General features: G+C 70.9%; 18 protein-coding genes, 1 pseudogene and 1 riboswitch. Of the genes and pseudogenes, 12 read left to right on the forward strand and 7 right to left on the reverse strand.

Annotation, left to right across the window (positions count from 1 at the left end; all coding sequences use genetic code 11):
• Positions 1-246 precede the first annotated feature (246 nt).
• Positions 247-1,974 (forward strand): diguanylate cyclase CdgB, encoded by a 1,728-nt coding sequence (cdgB, locus tag AC07AW_RS36675; protein WP_478819785.1) that lies wholly within the window; start codon positions 247-249, stop codon positions 1,972-1,974.
• 73 nt (positions 1,975-2,047) lie between these two features.
• On the forward strand, positions 2,048-3,013 hold the full coding sequence (locus AC07AW_RS36680; RefSeq protein WP_478819786.1) for a CBM35 domain-containing protein: 966 nt from the start codon (positions 2,048-2,050) through the stop codon (positions 3,011-3,013).
• Positions 3,014-3,017: 4 nt separating this feature from the next.
• Here the strand turns inward: AC07AW_RS36680 and AC07AW_RS36685 are convergent, their stop codons facing one another.
• From AC07AW_RS36685 to AC07AW_RS36695, 3 genes are all read right to left on the reverse strand, one after another.
• Positions 3,018-3,938, reverse strand: a complete 921-nt coding sequence (locus tag AC07AW_RS36685) for a 1-phosphofructokinase family hexose kinase (RefSeq protein WP_478819787.1) — start codon at positions 3,936-3,938, stop codon at positions 3,018-3,020.
• Between the two features lie 127 nt (positions 3,939-4,065).
• Entirely contained in the window at positions 4,066-5,220 is a 1,155-nt protein-coding gene (gene nagA, locus AC07AW_RS36690; RefSeq protein WP_478819788.1) for an N-acetylglucosamine-6-phosphate deacetylase, read from the reverse strand.
• On the reverse strand, positions 5,220-6,158 hold the full coding sequence (locus AC07AW_RS36695) for an ROK family protein (RefSeq protein ID WP_478819789.1): 939 nt from the start codon (positions 6,156-6,158) through the stop codon (positions 5,220-5,222). The genes nagA and AC07AW_RS36695 overlap by 1 nt, the downstream gene beginning before the upstream one ends.
• A 230-nt stretch (positions 6,159-6,388) precedes the next feature.
• Between AC07AW_RS36695 and AC07AW_RS36700 the strand changes: the two genes are divergently transcribed.
• The 3 genes from AC07AW_RS36700 to otsB are packed head-to-tail and all read left to right on the forward strand — an operon-like array spanning position 6,389 to position 8,884.
• Positions 6,389-7,672, forward strand: a complete 1,284-nt coding sequence (locus AC07AW_RS36700; protein WP_478819790.1) for an extracellular solute-binding protein — start codon at positions 6,389-6,391, stop codon at positions 7,670-7,672.
• Between the two features lie 12 nt (positions 7,673-7,684).
• A complete protein-coding gene (locus tag AC07AW_RS36705) occupies positions 7,685-7,942 on the forward strand; it encodes a DUF3263 domain-containing protein (RefSeq protein WP_376592775.1) in 258 nt (85 codons plus the stop codon).
• 60 nt (positions 7,943-8,002) lie between these two features.
• Positions 8,003-8,884, forward strand: coding sequence for a trehalose-phosphatase (otsB, locus tag AC07AW_RS36710; RefSeq protein WP_478819791.1), 882 nt, complete (start codon positions 8,003-8,005; stop codon positions 8,882-8,884).
• A gap of 79 nt (positions 8,885-8,963) precedes the next feature.
• Here the strand turns inward: otsB and AC07AW_RS36715 are convergent, their stop codons facing one another.
• Positions 8,964-11,270 carry an immune inhibitor A domain-containing protein gene (locus AC07AW_RS36715; protein WP_478819792.1) on the reverse strand — a complete coding sequence of 769 codons (2,307 nt, stop codon included), beginning with the start codon at positions 11,268-11,270 and terminating at the stop codon, positions 8,964-8,966.
• A gap of 310 nt (positions 11,271-11,580) precedes the next feature.
• Between AC07AW_RS36715 and AC07AW_RS36720 the strand changes: the two genes are divergently transcribed.
• Entirely contained in the window at positions 11,581-12,009 is a 429-nt protein-coding gene (locus AC07AW_RS36720; RefSeq protein WP_478819793.1) for an ATP-binding protein, read from the forward strand.
• Positions 12,006-12,341: an STAS domain-containing protein gene (locus tag AC07AW_RS36725; protein WP_478819794.1), complete on the forward strand. Its 336-nt coding sequence runs from the start codon at positions 12,006-12,008 to the stop codon at positions 12,339-12,341. The genes AC07AW_RS36720 and AC07AW_RS36725 overlap by 4 nt, the downstream gene beginning before the upstream one ends.
• 30 nt (positions 12,342-12,371) lie before the next feature.
• Here AC07AW_RS36725 and AC07AW_RS36730 read toward each other — a convergent pair.
• Positions 12,372-12,785 (reverse strand): annotated as a pseudogene (locus tag AC07AW_RS36730) (imine reductase family protein); the annotation flags it as partial.
• Between AC07AW_RS36730 and AC07AW_RS36735 the strand changes: the two are divergent.
• Positions 12,712-12,999 (forward strand): winged helix-turn-helix transcriptional regulator, encoded by a 288-nt coding sequence (locus AC07AW_RS36735; protein WP_478819795.1) that lies wholly within the window; start codon positions 12,712-12,714, stop codon positions 12,997-12,999. The pseudogene AC07AW_RS36730 and the gene AC07AW_RS36735 sit on opposite strands and share 74 nt — an antisense overlap.
• A 240-nt stretch (positions 13,000-13,239) precedes the next feature.
• Here the strand turns inward: AC07AW_RS36735 and AC07AW_RS36740 are convergent, their stop codons facing one another.
• Entirely contained in the window at positions 13,240-14,682 is a 1,443-nt protein-coding gene (locus AC07AW_RS36740; RefSeq protein ID WP_478819796.1) for an alpha,alpha-trehalose-phosphate synthase (UDP-forming), read from the reverse strand.
• A gap of 149 nt (positions 14,683-14,831) precedes the next feature.
• A complete protein-coding gene (locus AC07AW_RS36745; RefSeq protein ID WP_478819797.1) occupies positions 14,832-15,800 on the reverse strand; it encodes a glucosyl-3-phosphoglycerate synthase in 969 nt (322 codons plus the stop codon).
• Positions 15,801-15,949: 149 nt separating this feature from the next.
• A riboswitch (SAM riboswitch) is annotated at positions 15,950-16,145 on the forward strand.
• Here AC07AW_RS36745 and thrC point away from each other — a divergent pair.
• From thrC to groL, 4 genes are all read left to right on the forward strand, one after another.
• On the forward strand, positions 16,139-17,446 hold the full coding sequence (gene thrC / locus AC07AW_RS36750) for a threonine synthase (protein WP_478819833.1): 1,308 nt from the start codon (positions 16,139-16,141) through the stop codon (positions 17,444-17,446). Its footprint overlaps the riboswitch before it by 7 nt.
• 14 nt (positions 17,447-17,460) lie before the next feature.
• Positions 17,461-17,739, forward strand: coding sequence for a MoaD/ThiS family protein (locus tag AC07AW_RS36755; RefSeq protein WP_478819798.1), 279 nt, complete (start codon positions 17,461-17,463; stop codon positions 17,737-17,739).
• Positions 17,740-18,148: 409 nt separating this feature from the next.
• The gene (locus AC07AW_RS36760; protein ID WP_015035246.1) at positions 18,149-18,352 is read left to right on the forward strand and encodes a cold-shock protein; all 204 of its coding nucleotides are present in this window, start codon (positions 18,149-18,151) and stop codon (positions 18,350-18,352) included.
• 320 nt (positions 18,353-18,672) lie between these two features.
• Positions 18,673-20,301, forward strand: coding sequence for a chaperonin GroEL (gene groL, locus AC07AW_RS36765; RefSeq protein ID WP_351180160.1), 1,629 nt, complete (start codon positions 18,673-18,675; stop codon positions 20,299-20,301).
• Positions 20,302-20,310: the final 9 nt, after the last annotated feature.

Raw genomic sequence — 20,310 nt, forward strand, 5'->3', positions numbered from 1 at the left:
CGCGCTCCTCCCGCCCCGCATCGGGCCCGGGGACCAGCCGGTGACGGCCGCCGGACCTAGGTCCTGTCATATGCGCCTGGCCGTCGCGACCCGCCATCATCTGCTGTGACTTGAGTCACAGAGGGCAGTATTTGCTGACCCTGTGTACCTGGGGCGCAGCTCGCTGTGATTCAGTGGCGGTGACAGTGCAACACGAAGCCGATGAGAACCCTGGAGTTGCTGTCGAGGTCTCGGGGAGAGCGAGCGATGGAGACCGAGTCGGAGCCTTACGTCCGTCTCTCGACCCTGCGGCAGCTGCATCAGGTCGTGGCGGACCTCAATACTGCCCGCAGCCTGGCGGACACCCTGCAGACCGTCGCCGACGGTGTGGTCGCCGGTCTCAACTACGAGCTGGCCTGCGTCAACCTCGTCCGCCCCGACGGTGACCTCGTCGTCGCCGCCTTCGCCGGAAGCTCCGCCGCGGAGGCCCTGATCACCGGCCGTGTCGGCTCCCGCTCCTCGTGGGAGCGGCGCCTGTCCATGGGCGTCCCCTGGGGTGACCTGCGGTTCATCCCGCACACCGAGGGCTGGGTCCTCATGGAGGACGACGTCCCCCAGTGGCACACCGACGGGCCCGCGCCCCGCTTCGAGGACGAGTGGCACCCGCACGACCGGCTCTACGCCCCGATGTACGCCTCCGGCTCCGGCCGTGAGCTCCTCGGCGTCATATCCGTCGACCGCCCGCGCAACGGCCGGCACCCCGGCCCCTGGGGCCAGGAAGCGCTCCAGATGTACGCCTCGCAGTCCGCGATCGCCATCAGCAACGCCCGCCTCCGCTCCAACATGCAGCGCGCCCTGGTCCGCCTGGAGCGCGAGCAGCAGGCCCTGCGGGCCTCCGAGGAGTCCTTCCGGCAGGCCTTCGAGTACGCCCCCTCCGGCATGGCCATCGCCGAGATGGGCGGCGACCAGCACGGCCGCCTCCTGCGCACCAACGACGCCCTGTGCCGGCTCCTCGGCCGCCCCGCCTCCGTGATGCGGCGCTACTCCTTCGCCGACCTCGTCCACCCCGAGGACATCGGCACCCTGCTCCGGACCTCCGCCGAGGGCGGCCGGGCCGAGCTGCGGCTCGGGCGCCGGGACGGCACGTACGTCTGGGTCTCCCTCCGCAACTCGGTGGTCGCCGACACCGCCGACGGGCCCCGCTTCCTCCTCACCCACGTCGAGGACATCGAGGAGCGCAAGCGGCACGAGCTCCAGCTCGCCCACCGCGCCTCGCACGACGCCCTCACCGGCCTCCCCAACAGCGCCGAGCTGCGCTCCCGGCTCTCCGCCCGGCTCTGCGAGCGCCCGGCGGCGCCGGGGGACGAGGCCGCGTACGGGGCGTACGACTCCCAGCGGGACGGCGGCTACGGAGCGGGCCACGACGGCGGCGGCTACGAGCCCGCGTACGACCCCGCGTACGACTCCGGTCACGAGCCGCAGTCGTACGAGCACGAGCACGAGCACGGCTTCGGTTTCGAGCCGGCGGGCGGCACCGGCCCGTACGACCACCATGTGCACATCGTGGCGCCCACGGGCGGTGAGGTCGACGACGGCACCAAGGGGCTCGCGGTCCTCTTCTGCGACCTCGACGGCTTCAAATCGATCAACGACCGCTTCGGCCACCACACCGGCGACGCCGTCCTCATCGAGGTGGCGCGCCGGCTCACCACCGGTGTGCGGGACGGCGACACCGTCGCCCGGCTCGGCGGTGACGAGTTCGTCGTCCTCGCCGACGGCCTCGGCGCCGCCGACGCCGCCGACCTGGCCGTACGCCTGCGCAACGCGATCATCCCGCCGATCCGGGTGGACGGGCGGGCGGTCCGCGTCGGCGCGAGTTTCGGCATCGGCTGGGCCGAGTGCGGGATGACCGTGGAAGAGGTCCTGAACTCGGCGGACCAGCGGATGTACATGGAGAAGCGTTCCCGCGCAAAGGTCCAACGGCGGGCGGGCTGAGTCGCACGCTGGTCCGTTCGGGGTAGGCTCGGCCGGTCGGCGACGGCTGGCGAGCATGGAGAGGATGACCCGGATGGCTGCCGGAAACGACGGCGCGAACACGCCCGAGGACGACGATCCGTTCGGCTACCTCTACGAGGACGGCCAGGCAGCGGGTGCCCGGCCCCCGCAGGGCGGCGGCTACGGCTACCCCGGCCCCGCTCCCGCGCAGCCGGGCGTGCCCCGGACCTCGTACAACCAGGTCAGGACGGTCGGCGAGCGCAAGTACGGCCACCAACAGCAGCAGCCGTACGTGCCGCCGCAGCAGCAGGCCCCGTACGGCCGGCCGCAGGCGCAGTACGCCGCGCCGGAGACCTACGGCGCCCAGCCGCAGACCCGCGCGATCCCGCCCCAGCGCGGCGGCGCGGGCCGCGGGCCCAACACGAAGGGCCTCCTGATCGGCGCGGTCGCCGTCGTGGCGGTCGTCGTGATCGGCATCACGGCCGCGGTGATCTCCAACTCGGGCAACGAGAAGAACAAGGACGACAAGGCCGGCGGGAACACCCCGTCGACCGCGCCGTCCCAGGTCTCGGAGACGCCGAGCACCGAGCCGAGCGCCGAGAAGACCCCGGAGGAGCTCCCCAAGCAGGACGCGGCGACGCTGACGCTGGGCGGTTCGGCCACCACGGGGACCGGCGTGAAGGGCGCGAAGGGCACGAACGGCGCCTACGTGACCCTGACCGGTGTGGGCAGCTCCGCGAGCTGGTCGGTCGACGTCCCGGACACCGGCGAGTACACGCTCCGCATCACGTACAGCGTGCCCGGCAAGGACGCCAAGACCTCCCTGACGGTCAACGGCGAGGCGCCCCGCGAGATCAACATGGGGAACTTCGCGAAGGCCGCGGAGGGCGACTGGGAGAAGGGCTGGACCTACACCTACTCCTACGTGAACCTGAACAAGGGATCGAACGCGCTCAAGATCTCCTGCGAGGCGGGCGACTCGTGCGAGGCGATCCTCGACCAGGTCTACCTGGAGGCCGGGCACACCGGTAAGGGCTGACCCCTCAGGGGGTCTCCTCCGCCACCTTCACCCGCGTCAGCAGCTCCTCGTACGCCGCCGCGTCGAACTCGCCGGCCACCGGGGACAGGACCGTCGCCGCCGAGAGGGCCACCGCGCGGGTGAGGCGGTCCGGCCAGGGGACCTCGTCGACCAGGCCCGAGAGCAGGCCGGCGACGGCGGAGTCGCCCGCACCCGTGGGGTTGCCCTTCACCGTGGCCGGCGGGGTCGCGCGCCACAGGCCCTCCGGGGTGGCGGCGAGCAGGCCCTCGGGGCCGAGTGAGGAGATCACCGCGTGGGCGCCCCGGCGGCGCGCGTCGCGGGTGGCCCGGTGGGGTTCGCGGGCGCCCGTCAGCTGGGCGAGTTCCTCGGCGTTCGGCTTGACCAGGTCGGGGCGGGCGGCGATGCCCCGGCGGAGGGGTTCGCCGCTGGTGTCCAGGAGGACGGGGACCCCGGCCGTGCGGGCGAGGCGGACGAGTTCCGCGTACGCGCCGACGTGGATGCCCGGCGGGAGGCTGCCGCAGAGGGCGACCGCCCGTGCCCCGTCGAGGAGTTCCGTGAAGCGGGTGCGGAAGGCGGCCCATTCGGCCGCGGTGACGGCCGGGCCCGGTTCGTTGAGCTGGGTGGTGTCCCCGCTCGCCGTGTCGACGATCGCGACCGTGCGGCGGGTGGGTCCGGCGGTCTCGACGAGCTCGTCGCGGACCGGCGTCGACGCGAGCTGGTCCCGCAGCGTCGCGCCCGTCGCGCCGCCCGCGAAGCCCGTGGCGACCGTCTCGTACCCGAGGGCGGCGAGGACGCGGGCCACGTTGAGTCCCTTACCGCCGGGCCGCTCGATGACCTGGGTGACGCGGTGGGAGGCGTGCGGGGTGAGGGCGGGGACCCGGTAGGTCAGGTCCAGTGCCGTGTTGAGGGTGACCGTGAGGATCAAGACCCGTCCACCCCCCGTACTCCGTGTGAAGTCTTGTGGAACGCGCGTTCCGACGGGCACCGATCATGCCAAAGGAAAGGCGGTTGGCCCAGACCCACGGCCAACCGCCTTCGAGAGTGACACCTGATCAGGCGGCTTTGTCCGCCGTCGGGTCGACGATCCACTCGCCCTTGCGCATGACGCCCTTGAGCTCGAACTCCTCGTCGAGGACGACGATGTCGGCGTCCTTGCCGGGCTCCAGGGAGCCCACCCGGTCGTACACGCCGAGCAGGCGGGCCGGGTTGGCGGAGATGGCCTGGACGACCGACTCGACGGGGAGGCCGTCGATGGTGGCGGCGCGCTTGAAGGCGCGGTCCAGGGTGAGGGTGGAGCCGGCGATGGAGCCGCCCTCGACGAGCCGGGCGACGCTGTCCTTCACCTCGACGGCCAGCGGGCCGAGCATGTACCGGCCGTCGCCGAAGCCGGCGGCGTCCATGGCGTCGGTGATGAAGGCGACGCGCTCGGGTCCGGCGTGGTGGAAGGCGAGCTCCAGGGCGGCGGGGTGGAGGTGGGTGCCGTCGTTGATGAGCTCGACGGTGATCCGCTCGTCCTCCAGGAGCGCGGCGATCGGGCCGGGGGCGCGGTGGCCGAGTGCGGGCATGGCGTTGTAGAGGTGGGTGGCGACGGTGGCGCCCGCGTCGATGGCCGCCTGCGTCTGCTCGTACGTGGCGTCGGTGTGGCCGATGGCGGCGATCACGCCGTGCTCGGCGAGGAGCCGTACGGAGTCGAGGCCGCCGGGCAGCTCGGTGGCGAGGGTGACCATCCTGGCCTGGCCGCGGGCGGCGTCGATCAGCTTGCGGACCTCGGCGGGGTCGGGGTCGCGGAGCAGCGTCTCGTCGTGGGCGCCCTTGCGGCAGGGGGAGATGAACGGGCCCTCGAAGTGGAGGCCGGCGATCTCGCCCTGCTCGGCGAGCTCGGAGAGCAGGCCGGCGCGGCGGCCGAGGAAGTCCATGTCGCCGGTGACGAAGGAGGCGACGACGGTGGTGGTGCCGTGCAGGCGGTGGGTGTGGACGCCCTTGAGGACCTCGTCGACGGTGCCGGAGGTGAAGGACGCGCCGCCGCCGCCGTGGTTGTGCATGTCGACGAAGCCGGGGACCAGCCAGTGGCCGGTGAGGTCGATGGTGGGGGCGTTCTCGGGGGCTGAGCCCGCGATGCGGTCGCCGTCGACGATCACGCGTCCGTTCTCGACCGTTCCGGTGGGCAGCACGACGTGCGCGCCGGCGAGAACCTGGTGATCGGCCATCAGGCGGAAACCTCCGAGTCGAGGGAGAGAAGGTCCCAGGCGAGGAGGCCCGCGCCCAGGCATCCGGCGGTGTCCCCGAGGGCCGCCGGGACGATGGCGGGCAGCTTCTGGAACGTGACGCGTTCCTCCACGGCGGCCCGGAGTGGTGTGAACAAGGTTTCCCCGGCCTCGGCGAGACCGCCACCGATGATGAGCGTGCGGGGGTCGAGGAGGGTGAGCGCGGTGACGAGCCCGTCGGCGAGGGCGTCGACGGCGTCCTGCCAGACCCGTACGGCGGTCTCGTCGCCGGACTCGACGGCCTTGGCGCAGTCGGCGGCGTCCGCGTCCGGGTCGCCGCTGGCCTCGGCCCAGGCGAGGGAGACGGCGGAGGCGGAGGCGTACCGCTCCAGGCAGCCGCGCTGGCCGCAGCCGCAGTCGGTGCCGCCGGGGCGGACGACGATGTGGCCGATCTCGCCGGCGTAGCCGTGGGCGCCGGCCTCGATGCGGTCGCCGATGCCGATGGCTCCGGCGATGCCGGTGCCGAGGGGTACGAAGAGGAAGCGGTCGGCGCCGTTGCCCGCGCCGATACGGCCTTCGGCGAGGCCGCCGGTGCGTACGTCGTGGCCGAGGGCGACGGGGACGCCGTCGAGCCGGCGGCTGAGGAGTTCGCGCATGGGAACGTCGCGCCAGCCGAGGTTGGCGGCGTAGACGGCGATGCCGTTCTCCGCGTCGACGATGCCGGGGACGGCGACTCCGGCCGCGGCGGCGGGCTCTCCGTACCGCTCCTGGCCGAGGGCGCGGAGCTCTTCGGCGAAGCCGAGGATCGTCTCCACCACGGCCTCGGGGCCGCGCTCGCGCCCGGTGGCGCGGCGGGCCTCGTGCAGCAGGGTGCCGTCCGCCCCGACGAGGGCGGCCTTCATGCCGGTGCCGCCCACATCCAGGGCGATGACGTGTCTCACGGGGGACATTCTGACGCGGGAGGACCTAACAGGTCTAGTCCACTGGGCAGGATTGTTGCGCTCGGATACAAATTCGGGGCCGACCATGCGCCCATGGTCCCGTCGCAGTTGCGGAAGTGATACCCGAGTGGTGTAGACCTCATGCCGGGGGGCGGGGCAGACTTACGGCCCTGAGAAGTGCAAACACGCAGCTCAGTGCAGACAGACGACAGCTCAACGACGAGCAAAAGGTGGATGAAGCCGTGGAGCGGCGACGATTCCTTGGACTGACCGCGGCCGCCGCCGCCCTCGGACTGGCCACGACGGTCGCCGGCTGCGGCACCCTCGGAGGCGATTCCGGCGACGTGACCCTGAAGCTGGTCGCCGCCGACTACGACCTCAACGGTGGCGACACCACCAAGAAGTACTGGGCCGACCTCGTCGCCGCCTTCGAGGCGAAGCACCCCGGGGTCAAGGTCGAGGTCCAGGTCCTGTCCTGGGACGACGTCGACCGCAAGGTCGCCGAGATGGTCAAGGCCGGCCAGGCCCCCGACATCGCGCAGATCGGCGCCTACGCCGACTACGCGGCCGCCGGGCAGCTCTACTCCGCCGACGAGCTCCTCTCCATCCCCGTCCAGGCCAACTTCCTCGCCCCGCTCGTCTCCGCCGGCGAGTACAAGCGCACCCAGTACGGCATGCCCTTCGTCGCCTCCACCCGGCCGCTCTTCTACAACAAGGGCCTCTTCCAGGAGGCCGGCGCCAAGGCCCCCACCACCTGGGACGAGCTCGTCGAGGCCGCCGAGAAGCTCAAGGCCAAGGGCGTCACCACCCCCTTCGCGCTGCCGCTCGGCCCCGAGGAGGCCCAGGCCGAGGCCCTCATGTGGCTGCTCAGCGGCGGCGGCGGCTGGACCGACGCGTCCGACCGCTACGCCGTCGACTCCGAAGCCAACGTGCGCACCTTCGAGTGGCTCCGCACCCAGCTGGTCGGCAAGGACCTCACCGGGCCGACAGCCCCCGGCAAGCTCAACCGCAAGGCCGCCTTCGCCGCCTTCGCGAACGGCGAGGTCGGCATGCTCAACGGCCACCCCTCGCTCCTCAAGGAGGCCGCGAAGAAGGGCGTCCAGGTCGGCCAGGTCCCCCTCCCCGGCGCCGAGGGCACGCCCAGGACCTCCATGGGCGTCGCCGACTGGATCATGGGCTTCAAGCAGAACGGCCACCACAAGGAGATCGGCGACTTCCTCAACTTCGTCTTCAACGACGAGAACGTCCTGAAGTTCGCCGGGGACAACGACCTGCTGCCGGTCACCGTCACCGCCTCCACCCGCATGGAGACCGACCCCGCCCACGCCAACCTGCGCGTCTTCCTCAAGGTCCTCCCCGACGCCCAGCTCCCGCCGGTCGGCAAGACCTCCTGGGCCAAGGTCAGCGAGAACGTCAAGCAGAACATCGGCAAGGCCGTCACCCCCGGCGGCAAGCCGTCCGAGGTCCTCGGCCGGATCGGCCGGGAGGCGACGGCGGCCGAGAACGCCGAGTAATAGGTTGTTCGTATGACCGAAGAGACGGTGGACGGCGAGAGCGGCCTCGGGGAACGCGAGCAGGCCCTTCTCGCCGTCGAGCGGCGCTCCTGGCCCGGGCCCGGCGCCAAGGAGCGGGCCGTCCGCGAGCGGCTCGGCCTCTCGCCGACCCGCTACTACCAGCTCCTCAACGCCCTCCTCGACGACCCGCGCGCCCTGGCCCACGACCCCGTCACGGTCAACCGGCTGCGCCGGGTCCGCGAGGAGAAGCAGCGCCGCCGCGAAGGGTGACCCCGGCCAGTGACTCCGGCCACGCTGACGTGACCCCCGTACGTCGGTAGGGTCGGAAGCATGGTCAGCAGCCTTCCGCACCCGACCTTCCCCAAGCTCTCAACCCTGTTCGAGCAGGGGAGACCCCATTCCGCCGGCCGCGACGGCCTGGCCGCGCTCCTCGCGCGGCCCGCGCAGGCCGTCGTCGCCCTCGACTTCGACGGCACCCTCGCCGAGATCGTCCCCGACCCCGAGCAGGCCCGCGCCCACCCCGGCGCGGTGGCCGCCCTCGCCGCCCTCGCCCCCCAGGTCGCCTCGATCGCCGTCGTGACCGGCCGCCCCGCCGGGGTCGCCGTCCGCTACGGCGGCTTCGCCGGCGTCCCCGGCCTGGAGCACCTCGTCGTCCTCGGCCACTACGGCGCCGAACGCTGGGACGCCGTCACCGGCACCGTGCAGGCCGCCGCCCCGCACCCGGGCGTCGCCTCCGTCCGCGCCGAGCTTCCCGGTTTCCTCGACCGGGCCGGGGCCTGGCCGGGCGTCTGGATCGAGGAGAAGGGCCGCGCGGTCGCCGTCCACACCCGCCGCGCCCTGGACCCGGAGCGCGCCTTCGAGGCCCTGCGCGGTCCTCTCGGCGAGCTGGCCGTCGCCCACGGCCTCGTCCTGGAGCCGGGCCGCATGGTCCTGGAGCTGCGGCCTCCGGGCATGGACAAGGGCAAGGCGCTCGCGGAGTACGTACGGGAGGTGGGCGCCGGGTCCGTGCTGTACGCGGGTGACGACCTGGGCGACCTGCCGGCCTTCGCGGCGGTCGAGAAGCTCCGCTCCGACGGCACCCCGGGCGTCCTGGTGTGCAGCGGTTCCACGGAGGTCCCGGAGCTGGCCGGCCGTGCGGACCTCTCGGTGGCGGGCCCGCCGGGCGTGGTGGAGTTCCTGACGGAACTGGCGAGGGCGGTACGGGAGGGCTGAGCGGCCCCGGAAACGCCGCGGGGGCGGTACGGAGGAGGCCTGAGCCCCTCCGTACCGCCCCCGCTGCTTTCCGTACGGATCAGTGCGCGGCCGGGTTGGCGACGCTGATCGTCAGGTCGTCGCCGGCGTCACCGGTGACCGTGACGCGCACACCGTGACCGGCGACCTTCGCGCTGGCCTGCGGCGCCGAGGCGTCCCAGTAGGCGTTCGGGTCGGTGTCGTCGAAGACCGGGATGCCCGGGACGGAGGGGGCGCAGGCCGCCAGCGTCTGGACGGCCTGGTTCGGGCCCTTGCCGGTCAGGACCTCCTTGTGGAGGCAGGTCGCGTCGGTGGCCTCCAGGCCGAAGGTCGCGTCGAAGGGCTGGCGCCGGTTGCTGGGCGCGGTGCCGTCGGCGTACCGGAAGGGGGCCGGGCGGGCGTCGACGGCCATCGCCGAGCCGCCACCGGGGTGGTTGCTGACGTTGTTGTCGTCGAAGGACCGGTCGACGTACCAGACGAGCATGCCGTTCTGGAACTTGAAGAACTCGACCCAGTCGGGGGCGGTGATGCCCTTGCTGAACTGGTACGGGCCCTCGGCGAGGAGCGCGTCGGCGCCGACGTACTCGCGGTTCTCCACGAGGTAGTACCGCGGGGCGGTGGCCGTCTCGGTGCCGGTGGAGATCTTCCAGCGGCCCTGCGCGGTCCAGCCGCCCACGCCCTGCTCGACGTCGTCCGCCGCCAGGGTCGTACCGCCGGAGGTCAGCGAGATGTCGTCCAGGAACGCGCCGGCGAAGTGCACGCCGCCGTCGCTCTGGTAGCGGAAGCGGAAGAGGGACGGCTTGCCGGCGGAGTCGTACGAGTAGCGCAGCGTCGTCCACTTGCCGCCCGAGGAGCCGGAGACGGACTCACCCGCGCGGGCCCAGGTGGCGCCGCCGTCGAGGGAGTACTCGGCGAAGAGGTAGTCGAAGTCGGCCTCGATCTCGTACCAGGCGCTCGCCTTGACGGTCACGCGCGGGGCGGCCGGGACGGAGCGGGTGAGGGACTGGTTGAGGCCGTCGGCCGAGCCGGTCCACCAGGCGTGGGTGCCCGAGGTGGGCGTCGCGTAGGTGGTGCTGCTCGTCTTGTCCGGGAGCGCGACGCGGACCGCCTGGGCCTTGCCGCGGACCTGGAGCGCGGCCGGGCTCAGGGTGTACGAGCCGGTGGCGCCGAGCGGTGCGTCGGTGTAGTTGAGCCAGCCGAGGAAGAGCTTCTCCTCGGCGCCCATGAGGCCCGGGTGGGTGCCGATGCCGGCGTTGGCGGCGGCGCCGTGGCCGAGCCAGGAGCCGGAGCTCATCAGGGTCCAGAAGGCGGTGGAGTTCTCGCCGCCGTCGGTGTCGTAGAAGTCCGGCAGGCCGAGGTCGTGGCCGAACTCGTGGCAGAAGACGCCGAGTCCGCCGTTCTCGCCCTCGGTGGTGTAGTCGCCGAGCCAGTACTTGGACTGGCCGATGCGGGCGCCGCCGGCCTTGTTCTGCGTACCGGAGACGTCCGGGCCGGTCAGCCCGTAGTCGTCCCCGTTGACGTACCAGCGGTGGGACCAGATGGCGTCCTCGCCCTGGGCGCCGCCGCCCGCGTCCTCGCCCATGCCGGCGTGCACGGCCTGGAAGTGGTCGATGTAGCCGTCGGCCTCGTCGAAGTTGCCGTCGTGGTCCCAGTCGTTGCGGTCCCAGACGTCGAACTGGGCGAGGTACGCGTCGATCTCGGCGGGCGTCTTGCCGGCCGCGAGCTGGGCGTTCCACCAGGCGTCGCCGGTGTCCTGGATGAAGGCCCAGGAGCCGCCGGTGTCCTCGACGGCGTTGTCGCCGTAGGTGGAGGCGTTGCCGGGGACCTTGACCCAGTCCTCGACGGTGTTGGTCACCGAGTACTGGCCGCTGGACAGCTTCTCGTAGAAGGTCTTCATGGACTCGCCGGAGCCGTTGAAGAGTTCCTCGTAGTGGGCCTTGGAGAAGTCCGCGGTCCAGGCGTTGGAGTTGTCGGTGCTGCGGTCCGGCTGGGGTATCCGGTTGTGCAGCGGGCCGGGGACGGTGCCGAGCTTGCCGGAGCTCTGGTCGCCGAACTCGGAGAGGATCGTGAAGATCTTCTCCTGGCGGGTGGCGGTGCTGGTCTTGGTCTCGGCGAACTTGCCGGGCGCGACCTCGACGACGCCCTTGGCGTTCGCCTTGGCCTGGCCCTTGGCGACCAGGTCGATCGCCTGCTCGCGCAGCTGGGTGCGCTGCTTGGTGAGCGGTCCGGGACGGTTGTCGGGCCGGTGCGCGTTCGCACCCGCCGGCGCGGCGTCCCGGGCTTCCTGCGCGGCGGCGGGGGTGAGCCCCGCGGCGAGGAGTGCGGTGAGCGCCGACCCGAGGGTCATGCCCACGACAATCTTCTTCACTTGCGATCCCTTCGCTCACATGCGTGTGACGCATGGTTCGCGTGGTTCCGTAGGAGATTTACGGATCGCCTGGGGGAACGATCGCGGCAGAGTCTCGCACGAAAGGACCGGTGGAGAGGAGGGGTTGATCCCGTGAATTCGTCTCCGTGCACCGACAGGAGGCGCAGGTGATGCGGTCGCGGGGCCCGGGATGCCCGGCTTCACTCGATCGGGCGGAGAGGCCCGCGCCTCCGTGGCGGGCGCTCAGGTCCGCCCTAGGCTCGGCGCGTTCGCTGAGCGTGAGACCTGTGGCGATGACTGTCGGGGTGAGATGGAGCCGGGCGACCTGGAACTGCCCTCCGAGGTGGCGAGCGTCGAGACGGCCGCGGCATGGGCCGAGGAACTCGGCGTGACCTGCGGATTCGGAGACGACGACCGGTACCGCCTCGGCCTGGCCGTCCGGGAGGCCGTCGCCAACGCCGTCCTCCACGGCAACCGCCGGGACCCCGCCACCCGCGTGCGGCTCGGCTGGGCACGGGCCCACGGGCGGCTGACGGTGACGGTCGGCGACGAGGGGCCCGGCTTCGACCGCCCCGAGCCGTCCGCGACCGGCCGGCCGAACCTGACGGCCTCCGGCCGCGGACTCACCCTGATCGCGCACTGCACCGACACGTACGAGATCGCGCGCCGCGACGACCCGCCCGGGACCGATGTGGTCCTGGCGTACGACACCCCCCTCGGTAAGGACGTGGAGCCATGAACATCACCAGCCGCATCGAAAACGGCGTGACCGTGCTCGACCTGGCCGGCAAGCTCACCATCGGCGTGGGCGACTTCAAGCTCCGGGAGGCCGTGAGGCAGTCCCTGGAGGACGACGCGAAGGGCGTCGTGCTCAACATGCAGGGCGTCCTCTCCGTCGACAGTGCCGGCATCGGCGAGCTGGTCGGCTCCTACACCACCGCCTCCAACCGGGGCGAGAAGCTCAAGCTCGCCGCCGTGCCCCCGAGGGTCTACGACATGCTCGTGATCACCCAGCTCATCGTGATCTTCGAGATCTTCGACACCGTGGACGAGGCCCTCGCCGGCTTCTGACCGGCCCGCGCCGCCGCCGGCCACCGACGGTCACCGCAGCAGGAGATCGACCACCCCCGTGAGGTCCTCCCCGCCGCTGCCGACGTCGAGGCGGCGGCGCATCAGCTCGAAGTACGGCCGGATCAGCTCCGGGCTGACACCCTGCCCCTCGGCCGTGGCCAGGAACGTCGGCGTGCCGGCCACCTGCATCGCGAGGTTGGAGACCACGCCCTCCGTGTAGTCGCCGCTCCTGAGTCGGGCGGCGGTCCCGTGGACCCCCTGGGCCATGGCGGCGAGCCAGTCGGCGAGCAGCGGGGCGAAGGCCACGGGATCGATGTCCTCCCGCCGGATCAGGGCGAAGGCGTGCGCCGCCCCCGCGAACATCCCGTACATGCCGCTGAGCAGAGCCACGTCGTGCAGGGCGGCGAATCCGGCGTCCCCACCGACGTACTTCGTGCCGGTGGGCCGCTTCGGTGAACTCCGCCGCCTGATCCCGGGCATCACGGAGAAGGTCCTCGCCTCCCACCTGCGCGAGATGGAAGCGGACGGCATCGTGGACCGCGCCTCCTACGACGAGGTCCCGCCCCGCGTCGAGTACGCCCTGACCCCGTCCGGCATCCGCCTCAACGAGGCCCTGGAACCGCTGGCGGAGTGGGGGAGGAGCCGCCCGCGCGGCTGAGGAGGGGGCTGTCTGCGCTAAGCGTGATCGTTTCTGTGGTGAACCCCCAGGGGCCGCCGGGCGTGGTCGGGCCGGTGGGGGAGGCCTGCGCGAAGGTCGCAAGAACCCGACCCTCACCACCCCGTGATCGACGCCGCAGGCCTGTGAAACACAGACGGTGAATCGCGGTCTGTGAAACGCGGTCTGTGAAACGCGGCCTGGTGGGCGATCACCAGGCCGCGTCACTGCTTGAGGCGGTTCCTAGCCTCTGAGCGCCTCCAGCTGGTCCAGGAACCAGCGCTGCGGGGGCAGGGCAGTGGCCGCCGCCGCCAGGCGTTTCGTGCGGTCCGCGCGTTCCGTCGGGGGCATCGTCAGGGCCGTGTGCAGGGCCTCGGCCGTCTCCGTCACGTCGAAGGGGTTCACCGTGAGGGCGTCCTCCTTCAGTTCCTCGTACGCGCCCGCGCCCGTCGACAGGACGAGCGCGCAGCCCGCCTCCGAGACGACGGGTATCTCCTTCGCGACCAGGTTCATGCCGTCGCGCACCGGGTTCACCAGGGCCACGTCCGCGAGGCGGTAGGCGGCGAGGGAGCGGGTGAAGTCGTCCTTCACCGAGACCAGGACCGGTTGCCAGTCCGCCGTGCCGAATGCGGTGTTGATCTCGTCCGCCAACTCCGTCACCGCCGCCGTGTACGTCCGGTACGACTCCAGGTCCTGCCGGGAGGGGTAGGCGGACGCCAGGTGGACCACCCGGTTCCGCCATTCGGGGTGGGTGGTCAGGAGCTCGCGGTAGGCGAGGAGGCCGCGCAGGATGTTCTTCGAGAGTTCGGTGCGGTCGACGCGGACGATGGTCTTCCGGTCGCCGATCTCCTGACGGAGGCGGGCCAGGCGGTCGTCCACCTCCGGCCGGTACGCCAGCGCCCGCAGGTCGTCGGCGTCGACTCCCAGGGCGTACGCCCGGATCCGGGTGCTGCGGATCGGGCCCGGTCCGGGCCCTCGCCGGTGGTCCACGCCGCGCCAGGGGTCGCCCGTCGGGGAGAGGGGGACCGCCGAGCCGGTCTCGTTGTCGATGTGCGCGCCCGACATGAAGGCGAAGCCCCACTTCCATGTGTGGAAGCCGAGCTCGTCCGCGCCCAGCATCCCCCACAGCAGCTCCTCGCGGATGTCGTCCGGGAGCATGCGGAGGTACTCCGGGGACGCCCAGGGCGTGTGGGTGAAGTGGGCGATCCTCAGGTCGGGGCGGAGGTCCCGGAGCTGCCCCGGGACCAGCGCCAGGTGGTAGTCCTGCACCAGGACCGCCGCGCCCTCCGCCGCCTCCGCCGCCAGGGCCTCCGCGAACGCGCGGTTGTAGCTCCGGTACGACTCCCAGCGGCGGCGGAACTCCGCGTCGAAGACCGGCTCGCGCGGGATGTCGTACAGGTGGTGGTGGAGGAACCACAGCACCGAGTTCGCGATGCCGTTGTACGCGTCCGCGTAGATCCCCGGGTCGATGTCCAGCATCCGCACGCCCGGCTCGCCCGTCCCGCGTCTCACCGCCTCCCGGTCGCCGGCGCCGAGCGCCGCGCACACCCAGAGGCTCTCCCGGGAGTCGATGGTGCTCAGGGCCGACGCCAGGCCGCCGCCGCCCTTACGGGCGTCCAGCGAACCGTCCTCGCCCAGCACGTACGAGACCGGGCCCCGGTTGGATGCCACCAGCACAGTTGCCATGGGGCGAACCTAGCCCGTCCCGTAAACGCTCAAACGTACGTATACGAGACGAGCCGATTCGGCCACAGGGAGTTGCCGCAGGTCAGTCGCATGACCGCGAGCACCCTGCCCAGGTGATGTCGCCTGAAGCGCATAGAAGGGCAAAGCCGTTACGCCACGCGGCGGTGCGCGTACTCCGCGATCTCGACCATCGGCGGCCGCTCCTCCGTGTCCACCGCGTACGTCCGCGGCTCGAAGCCCTTCTCGCCCCGCTCGAACTGCGTCAGCCGCGGCCGCACCAGATGTCCCCGCGAGAGCCGCAGCTGCGCCGTCCGGTAGATCGCCGCCGCCATCCGGCCCAGCGCCTGCTCGTCCTGGTGCCGGTGCTTGCGCACCCCCACGTCCACCTGTGCGAGCGCGTCCAGGCCCACCGTGTGCAGGGCGTCCACGAGCAGCCCCAGCTCCACTCCGTAACCGACCGGGAACGGCAGTCGTTCGAGCAGCGAGCGCCGCGCCGCGTACTCGCCGCCCAGCGGCTGCACGAAACCGGCCAGCTGCGGCCAGTGGAGATTGAGGAGGGGGCGCGCCACCAGTTCGGTGACCCTGCCGCCCTGTCCGGGGGTCTTGCCGGAGGCGAGCCCATCGAGTTCAGTACCGAACGGGCGGTCGTACATCGCCTTGACGAACTCGACGTCCGGGTCCGTGAGCAGCGGGCCCACGATCCCCGTCACGAAGTCCGCCGAGAAGTCCCGCAGGTCCGCGTCCACGAAGCAGACCACGTCCCCGCTCGTCACCATCAGTGACCGCCAGAGCACCTCGCCCTTGCCGGGGACCGCCGGTATGCGGGGGAGTATCGCGTCCCGCGCGACCACCCGCGCGCCGGCCGCCGCCGCCACCTCCGCCGTACGGTCCGTGGAGCCCGAGTCGATCACCACCAGCTCGTCCACGAGGGGGACGGACTCGGTCATCAGCTCGCGCCGGATCACGGAGACGATGTCCCCGACGGTCGCCTCCTCGTTCAGCGCAGGCAGGACGACGCTGACCCTTGTGTTCCGCTTGGCGGCGAGGATCCGCTCCAGCGGCCGGTCCGTCACGGACCAGGACCGCCGGTCCAGCCAGCGTTCCACCTCTTCCAGCACCTGATCTCCATCTCGCGGTTCGGACGGCCCGTCCAAGCGCCCGGGCCTTCGGTTACAGTCTTGAACAACGCGGATGCCCGATGCATGTCGGGGTGCCGCCCGCGTCGGAGTGCAGGAACGAAAGTCCAGCGCACTTCACAATCGAATACCGCTCATCCAGAGGGGCAGAGGGAAACGGCCCGTTGAAGCCCCGGCAACCCTCCAGTCGGTTACTCGCCCACCCGTCTCCCGGCCACCACCCCAGGTGGAGCCCTGACGGGCGCAGCTTGAATGCGCGAGGCTCCCGGCTAGGGAAGGTGCCAAATCCGTCTCATGGCGAAAAATTCGTCATGGGAAAGATGAGGAGAAAGGGCCTCGCCTCCATGGCTGTTCAGACCGTCGCACCCACCACCGTCGACCTCGGTCCCGCGTCCGGACTTTCCTGTCGCGAATGCGGTGAAGGCTTCCCGCTCGGCCCGATCTTCGCCTGTGAACTCTGTTTCGGACCGCTCGAAGTCGCGTACGACCTTCCCACCGGTGACCCCGAGGCGCTGCGCAAGCAGATCGAGGCCGGCCCCGCCAACATCTGGCGCTACGCCCCCCTCCTGCCCGTCCCCGCCGACGTCGCCGAGAAGCCCAATCTGAACCCCGGCTGGACCAAGCTCATCCAGGCCGACAACCTGGCCCGCGAGATCGGCGTCGCCCCCGGCAAGCTCTTCGTCAAGGACGACTCCGGCAACCCGACCCACTCCTTCAAGGACCGGGTCGTCGCCCAGGCCCTCGAAGCCGCCCGGGCCTTCGGCTTCACCACCCTCTCCTGCTCCTCCACCGGCAACCTGGCCGGCGCCGTCGGCGCCGCCGCCGCCCGCGCCGGCTTCCGCTCCTGCGTGTTCATCCCGCACGACCTGGAGCAGGGCAAGGTCGTCATGGCCGGTGTCTACGGCGGTGACCTCGTCGCCATCGAGGGCAACTACGACGACGTCAACCGCTTCTGCTCGGAGCTCATCGGCGACCCGCTCGGTGAGGGCTGGGGCTTCGTGAACGTCAACCTCCGTCCGTACTACGGCGAGGGCTCCAAGACGCTCGCGTACGAGATCTGCGAGCAGCTCGGCTGGGTCCTCCCCGACCAGCTCGTGATCCCGATCGCCTCCGGCTCGCAGCTCACGAAGATCGACAAGGGTCTGCAGGAGCTCATCAAGCTGGGCCTCGTCGAGGACAAGCCGTACAAGATCTTCGGCGCCCAGGCGGAGGGCTGCTCCCCGGTGTCGGCGGCCTTCAAGGCCGGCCACGACGTCGTGCGGCCCCAGAAGCCGAACACCATCGCCAAGTCCCTCGCGATCGGCAACCCGGCCGACGGCCCGTACGTCCTCGACATCGCCCGCCGGACCGGCGGCGCCGTGGAGGACGTCAACGACGAGCAGGTCGTCGACGCCATCAAGCTCCTCGCGCAGACCGAGGGCGTCTTCGCCGAGACCGCGGGCGGCGTGACCGTCGGCGTCACGAAGAAGCTCGTCGAGGCCGGTCTCATCGACCCGAACCTCACCACCGTCGTCCTCAACACCGGCGACGGACTCAAGACCCTGGACGCGGTGGCCGACACCTCTCAGGCGACCGCCACCATCCGCCCGAGCCTGGACGCGTTCCGCGACGCCGGCCTGGCGCTCTGAAAGGTAACGAAGACATGGCCGTGAACGTCCGCATCCCCACCATCCTCCGCACCTACACGGGCGGCCAGGCCGAGGTCCAGGCCGAGGGCGGGACCCTCGCCGAGGTCATCGCCGACCTGGAGAAGAACCACACGGGTATCGCCGCCCGCGTCCTGGACGACCAGGGCAAGCTGCGCCGCTTCGTCAACGTCTACGTGAACGACGACGACGTGCGCTTCGAGCAGGGTCTGGAGACGGCCACCCCGGCCGGCGCGGGCGTCTCGATCATTCCGGCCGTCGCCGGCGGCTGCTGATCTGCGGCTGATCTGCGGCTGAGCCTTACCGGTCAGTACGAATTGCCCCTTCCGCGCGATAAGCGGAAGGGGCAATTCTGCATGGTTGAGCGCGGTAGAGTTGGGGAAGTCCCCTCCGCTGCTCATGCCGAGCGCATATGAGAATGCGTCTCCGCACGACAAGAAGCAGCCAAAGTGTGTGCGCGTTGTGTACCTTCTGCGCGCTTTGCCGGGCCCGACTTGCCCCGTCATCCAGGGGATTATCCCCAATTCCCCTTTCCAGGGCGCCCAGAATTCTCGGTCGAATGACCTGTTGCAGAGGGCAGTTGGGCAGATACATTCAGCCGCGGTCGACGCGTTCCGGCGCAGGGTCTGACCCGGGTCCGCGAAGTGCGGTCCCGCGCAAGGGCCAGTAATAGGGGAGTTAGGCATGGCTCAGGGCACCGTCAAGTGGTTCAACGCGGAGAAGGGCTACGGCTTCATCGCGGTAGACGGTGGTGCGGATGTTTTCGTCCACTACAGCGCGATCCAGATGGATGGCTACCGCAGCCTCGAAGAGGGCCAGCGGGTCGAGTTCGAGATCTCGCAGGGCCAGAAGGGTCCGCAGGCGGACATGGTCAAGCTCGCCGTCTGAGCGCGGCGCGATCGGCCACCGACGCAACGCCGTCGAGGGGTCCGCATCCCTGAGGGGATGCGGACCCCTCGTGCGTTCCGGGACCGTCCTGATCGTCGTCCTGATCCGCCTCCCGAAACGCGAGAGTCGCTTGCACTCTCCTAGGGCGAGTGCTAATCATTGGCGTTAGCACTCGGAAGGTGAGAGTGCTTACGAGGATCGGGCAGACGAGGTCCGCGGCCAGGTGGGGCAAGGAACCACAGGGCACGCAGGCCGTCCGTCGCGGGCGTCGGCGCGGTCCTGGAGCGTTATCCACCCCATGTCCGGGAGGACCACTTCACATGGCCAAGATCATCGCGTTCGACGAGGAGGCCCGGCGCGGTCTCGAGCGCGGCATGAACCAGCTCGCTGACGCCGTCAAGGTCACCCTTGGCCCCAAGGGCCGCAACGTCGTCCTCGAGAAGAAGTGGGGCGCCCCCACGATCACCAACGATGGTGTCTCCATCGCCAAGGAGATCGAGCTCGAGGACCCGTACGAGAAGATCGGCGCCGAGCTGGTCAAGGAAGTCGCCAAGAAGACGGACGACGTCGCCGGCGACGGTACGACCACCGCCACCGTCCTCGCCCAGGCGCTCGTCCGCGAGGGTCTCCGCAACGTCGCCGCCGGTGCCAACCCGATGGCCCTCAAGCGCGGCATCGAGAAGGCCGTCGAGGCCGTCTCCGGCGCCCTGCTCGAGCAGGCGAAGGATGTCGAGACCAAGGAGCAGATCGCTTCCACGGCCTCCATCTCCGCCGCCGACACCCAGATCGGCGAGCTCATCGCCGAGGCGATGGACAAGGTCGGCAAGGAAGGCGTCATCACCGTCGAGGAGTCCCAGACCTTCGGTCTGGAGCTGGAGCTCACCGAGGGTATGCGCTTCGACAAGGGCTACATCTCGGCGTACTTCGCCACCGACATGGAGCGCATGGAGGCGTCGCTCGACGACCCGTACCTCCTGATCGTCAACTCCAAGATCTCCTCCGTGAAGGACCTCCTTCCGCTCCTGGAGAAGGTCATGCAGTCGGGCAAGCCGCTGCTGATCATCGCCGAGGACGTCGAGGGCGAGGCCCTGTCGACCCTGGTCGTCAACAAGATCCGCGGCACCTTCAAGTCCGTCGCCGTCAAGGCCCCGGGCTTCGGCGACCGCCGCAAGGCCATGCTGAACGACATCGCCATCCTCACGGGCGGCACGGTCATCTCCGAGGAGGTCGGCCTCAAGCTCGAGAACGCGGGCCTCGACCTGCTCGGCCGCGCCCGCAAGGTCGTCATCACCAAGGACGAGACCACCATCGTCGACGGTGCCGGTGACAGCGAGCAGGTCGCGGGTCGCGTGAACCAGATCCGCGCCGAGATCGAGAACTCCGACTCGGACTACGACCGCGAGAAGCTCCAGGAGCGCCTCGCGAAGCTGGCCGGCGGCGTGGCCGTCATCAAGGCCGGTGCCGCGACCGAGGTCGAGCTCAAGGAGCGCAAGCACCGCATCGAGGACGCCGTTCGCAACGCGAAGGCGGCCGTCGAGGAGGGCATCGTCGCCGGCGGTGGCGTGGCCCTGCTCCAGGCGTCGAACGTCTTCGAGAAGCTCGAGGCCGACCTGTCGGGCGACGAGGCCACCGGTGCCAACATCGTCAAGCTGGCGCTCGAGGCCCCGCTGAAGCAGATCGCCGTCAACGCCGGTCTCGAGGGCGGCGTCGTGGCGGAGAAGGTCCGCAACCTGCCCGTCGGCCACGGCCTGAACGCCGCGACCAACGAGTACGTCGACCTCATCGCCGAGGGCATCATCGACCCGGCGAAGGTCACGCGCTCCGCGCTGCAGAACGCCGCGTCGATCGCCGCGCTGTTCCTCACCACCGAGGCCGTCATCGCCGACAAGCCGGAGAAGGCCGCTGCGCCGGCCGGCGGCGGCATGCCGGGCGGTGACATGGACTTCTGATCCTGACGG

This window comes from Streptomyces sp. NPDC044003 (genome assembly GCF_056435185.1).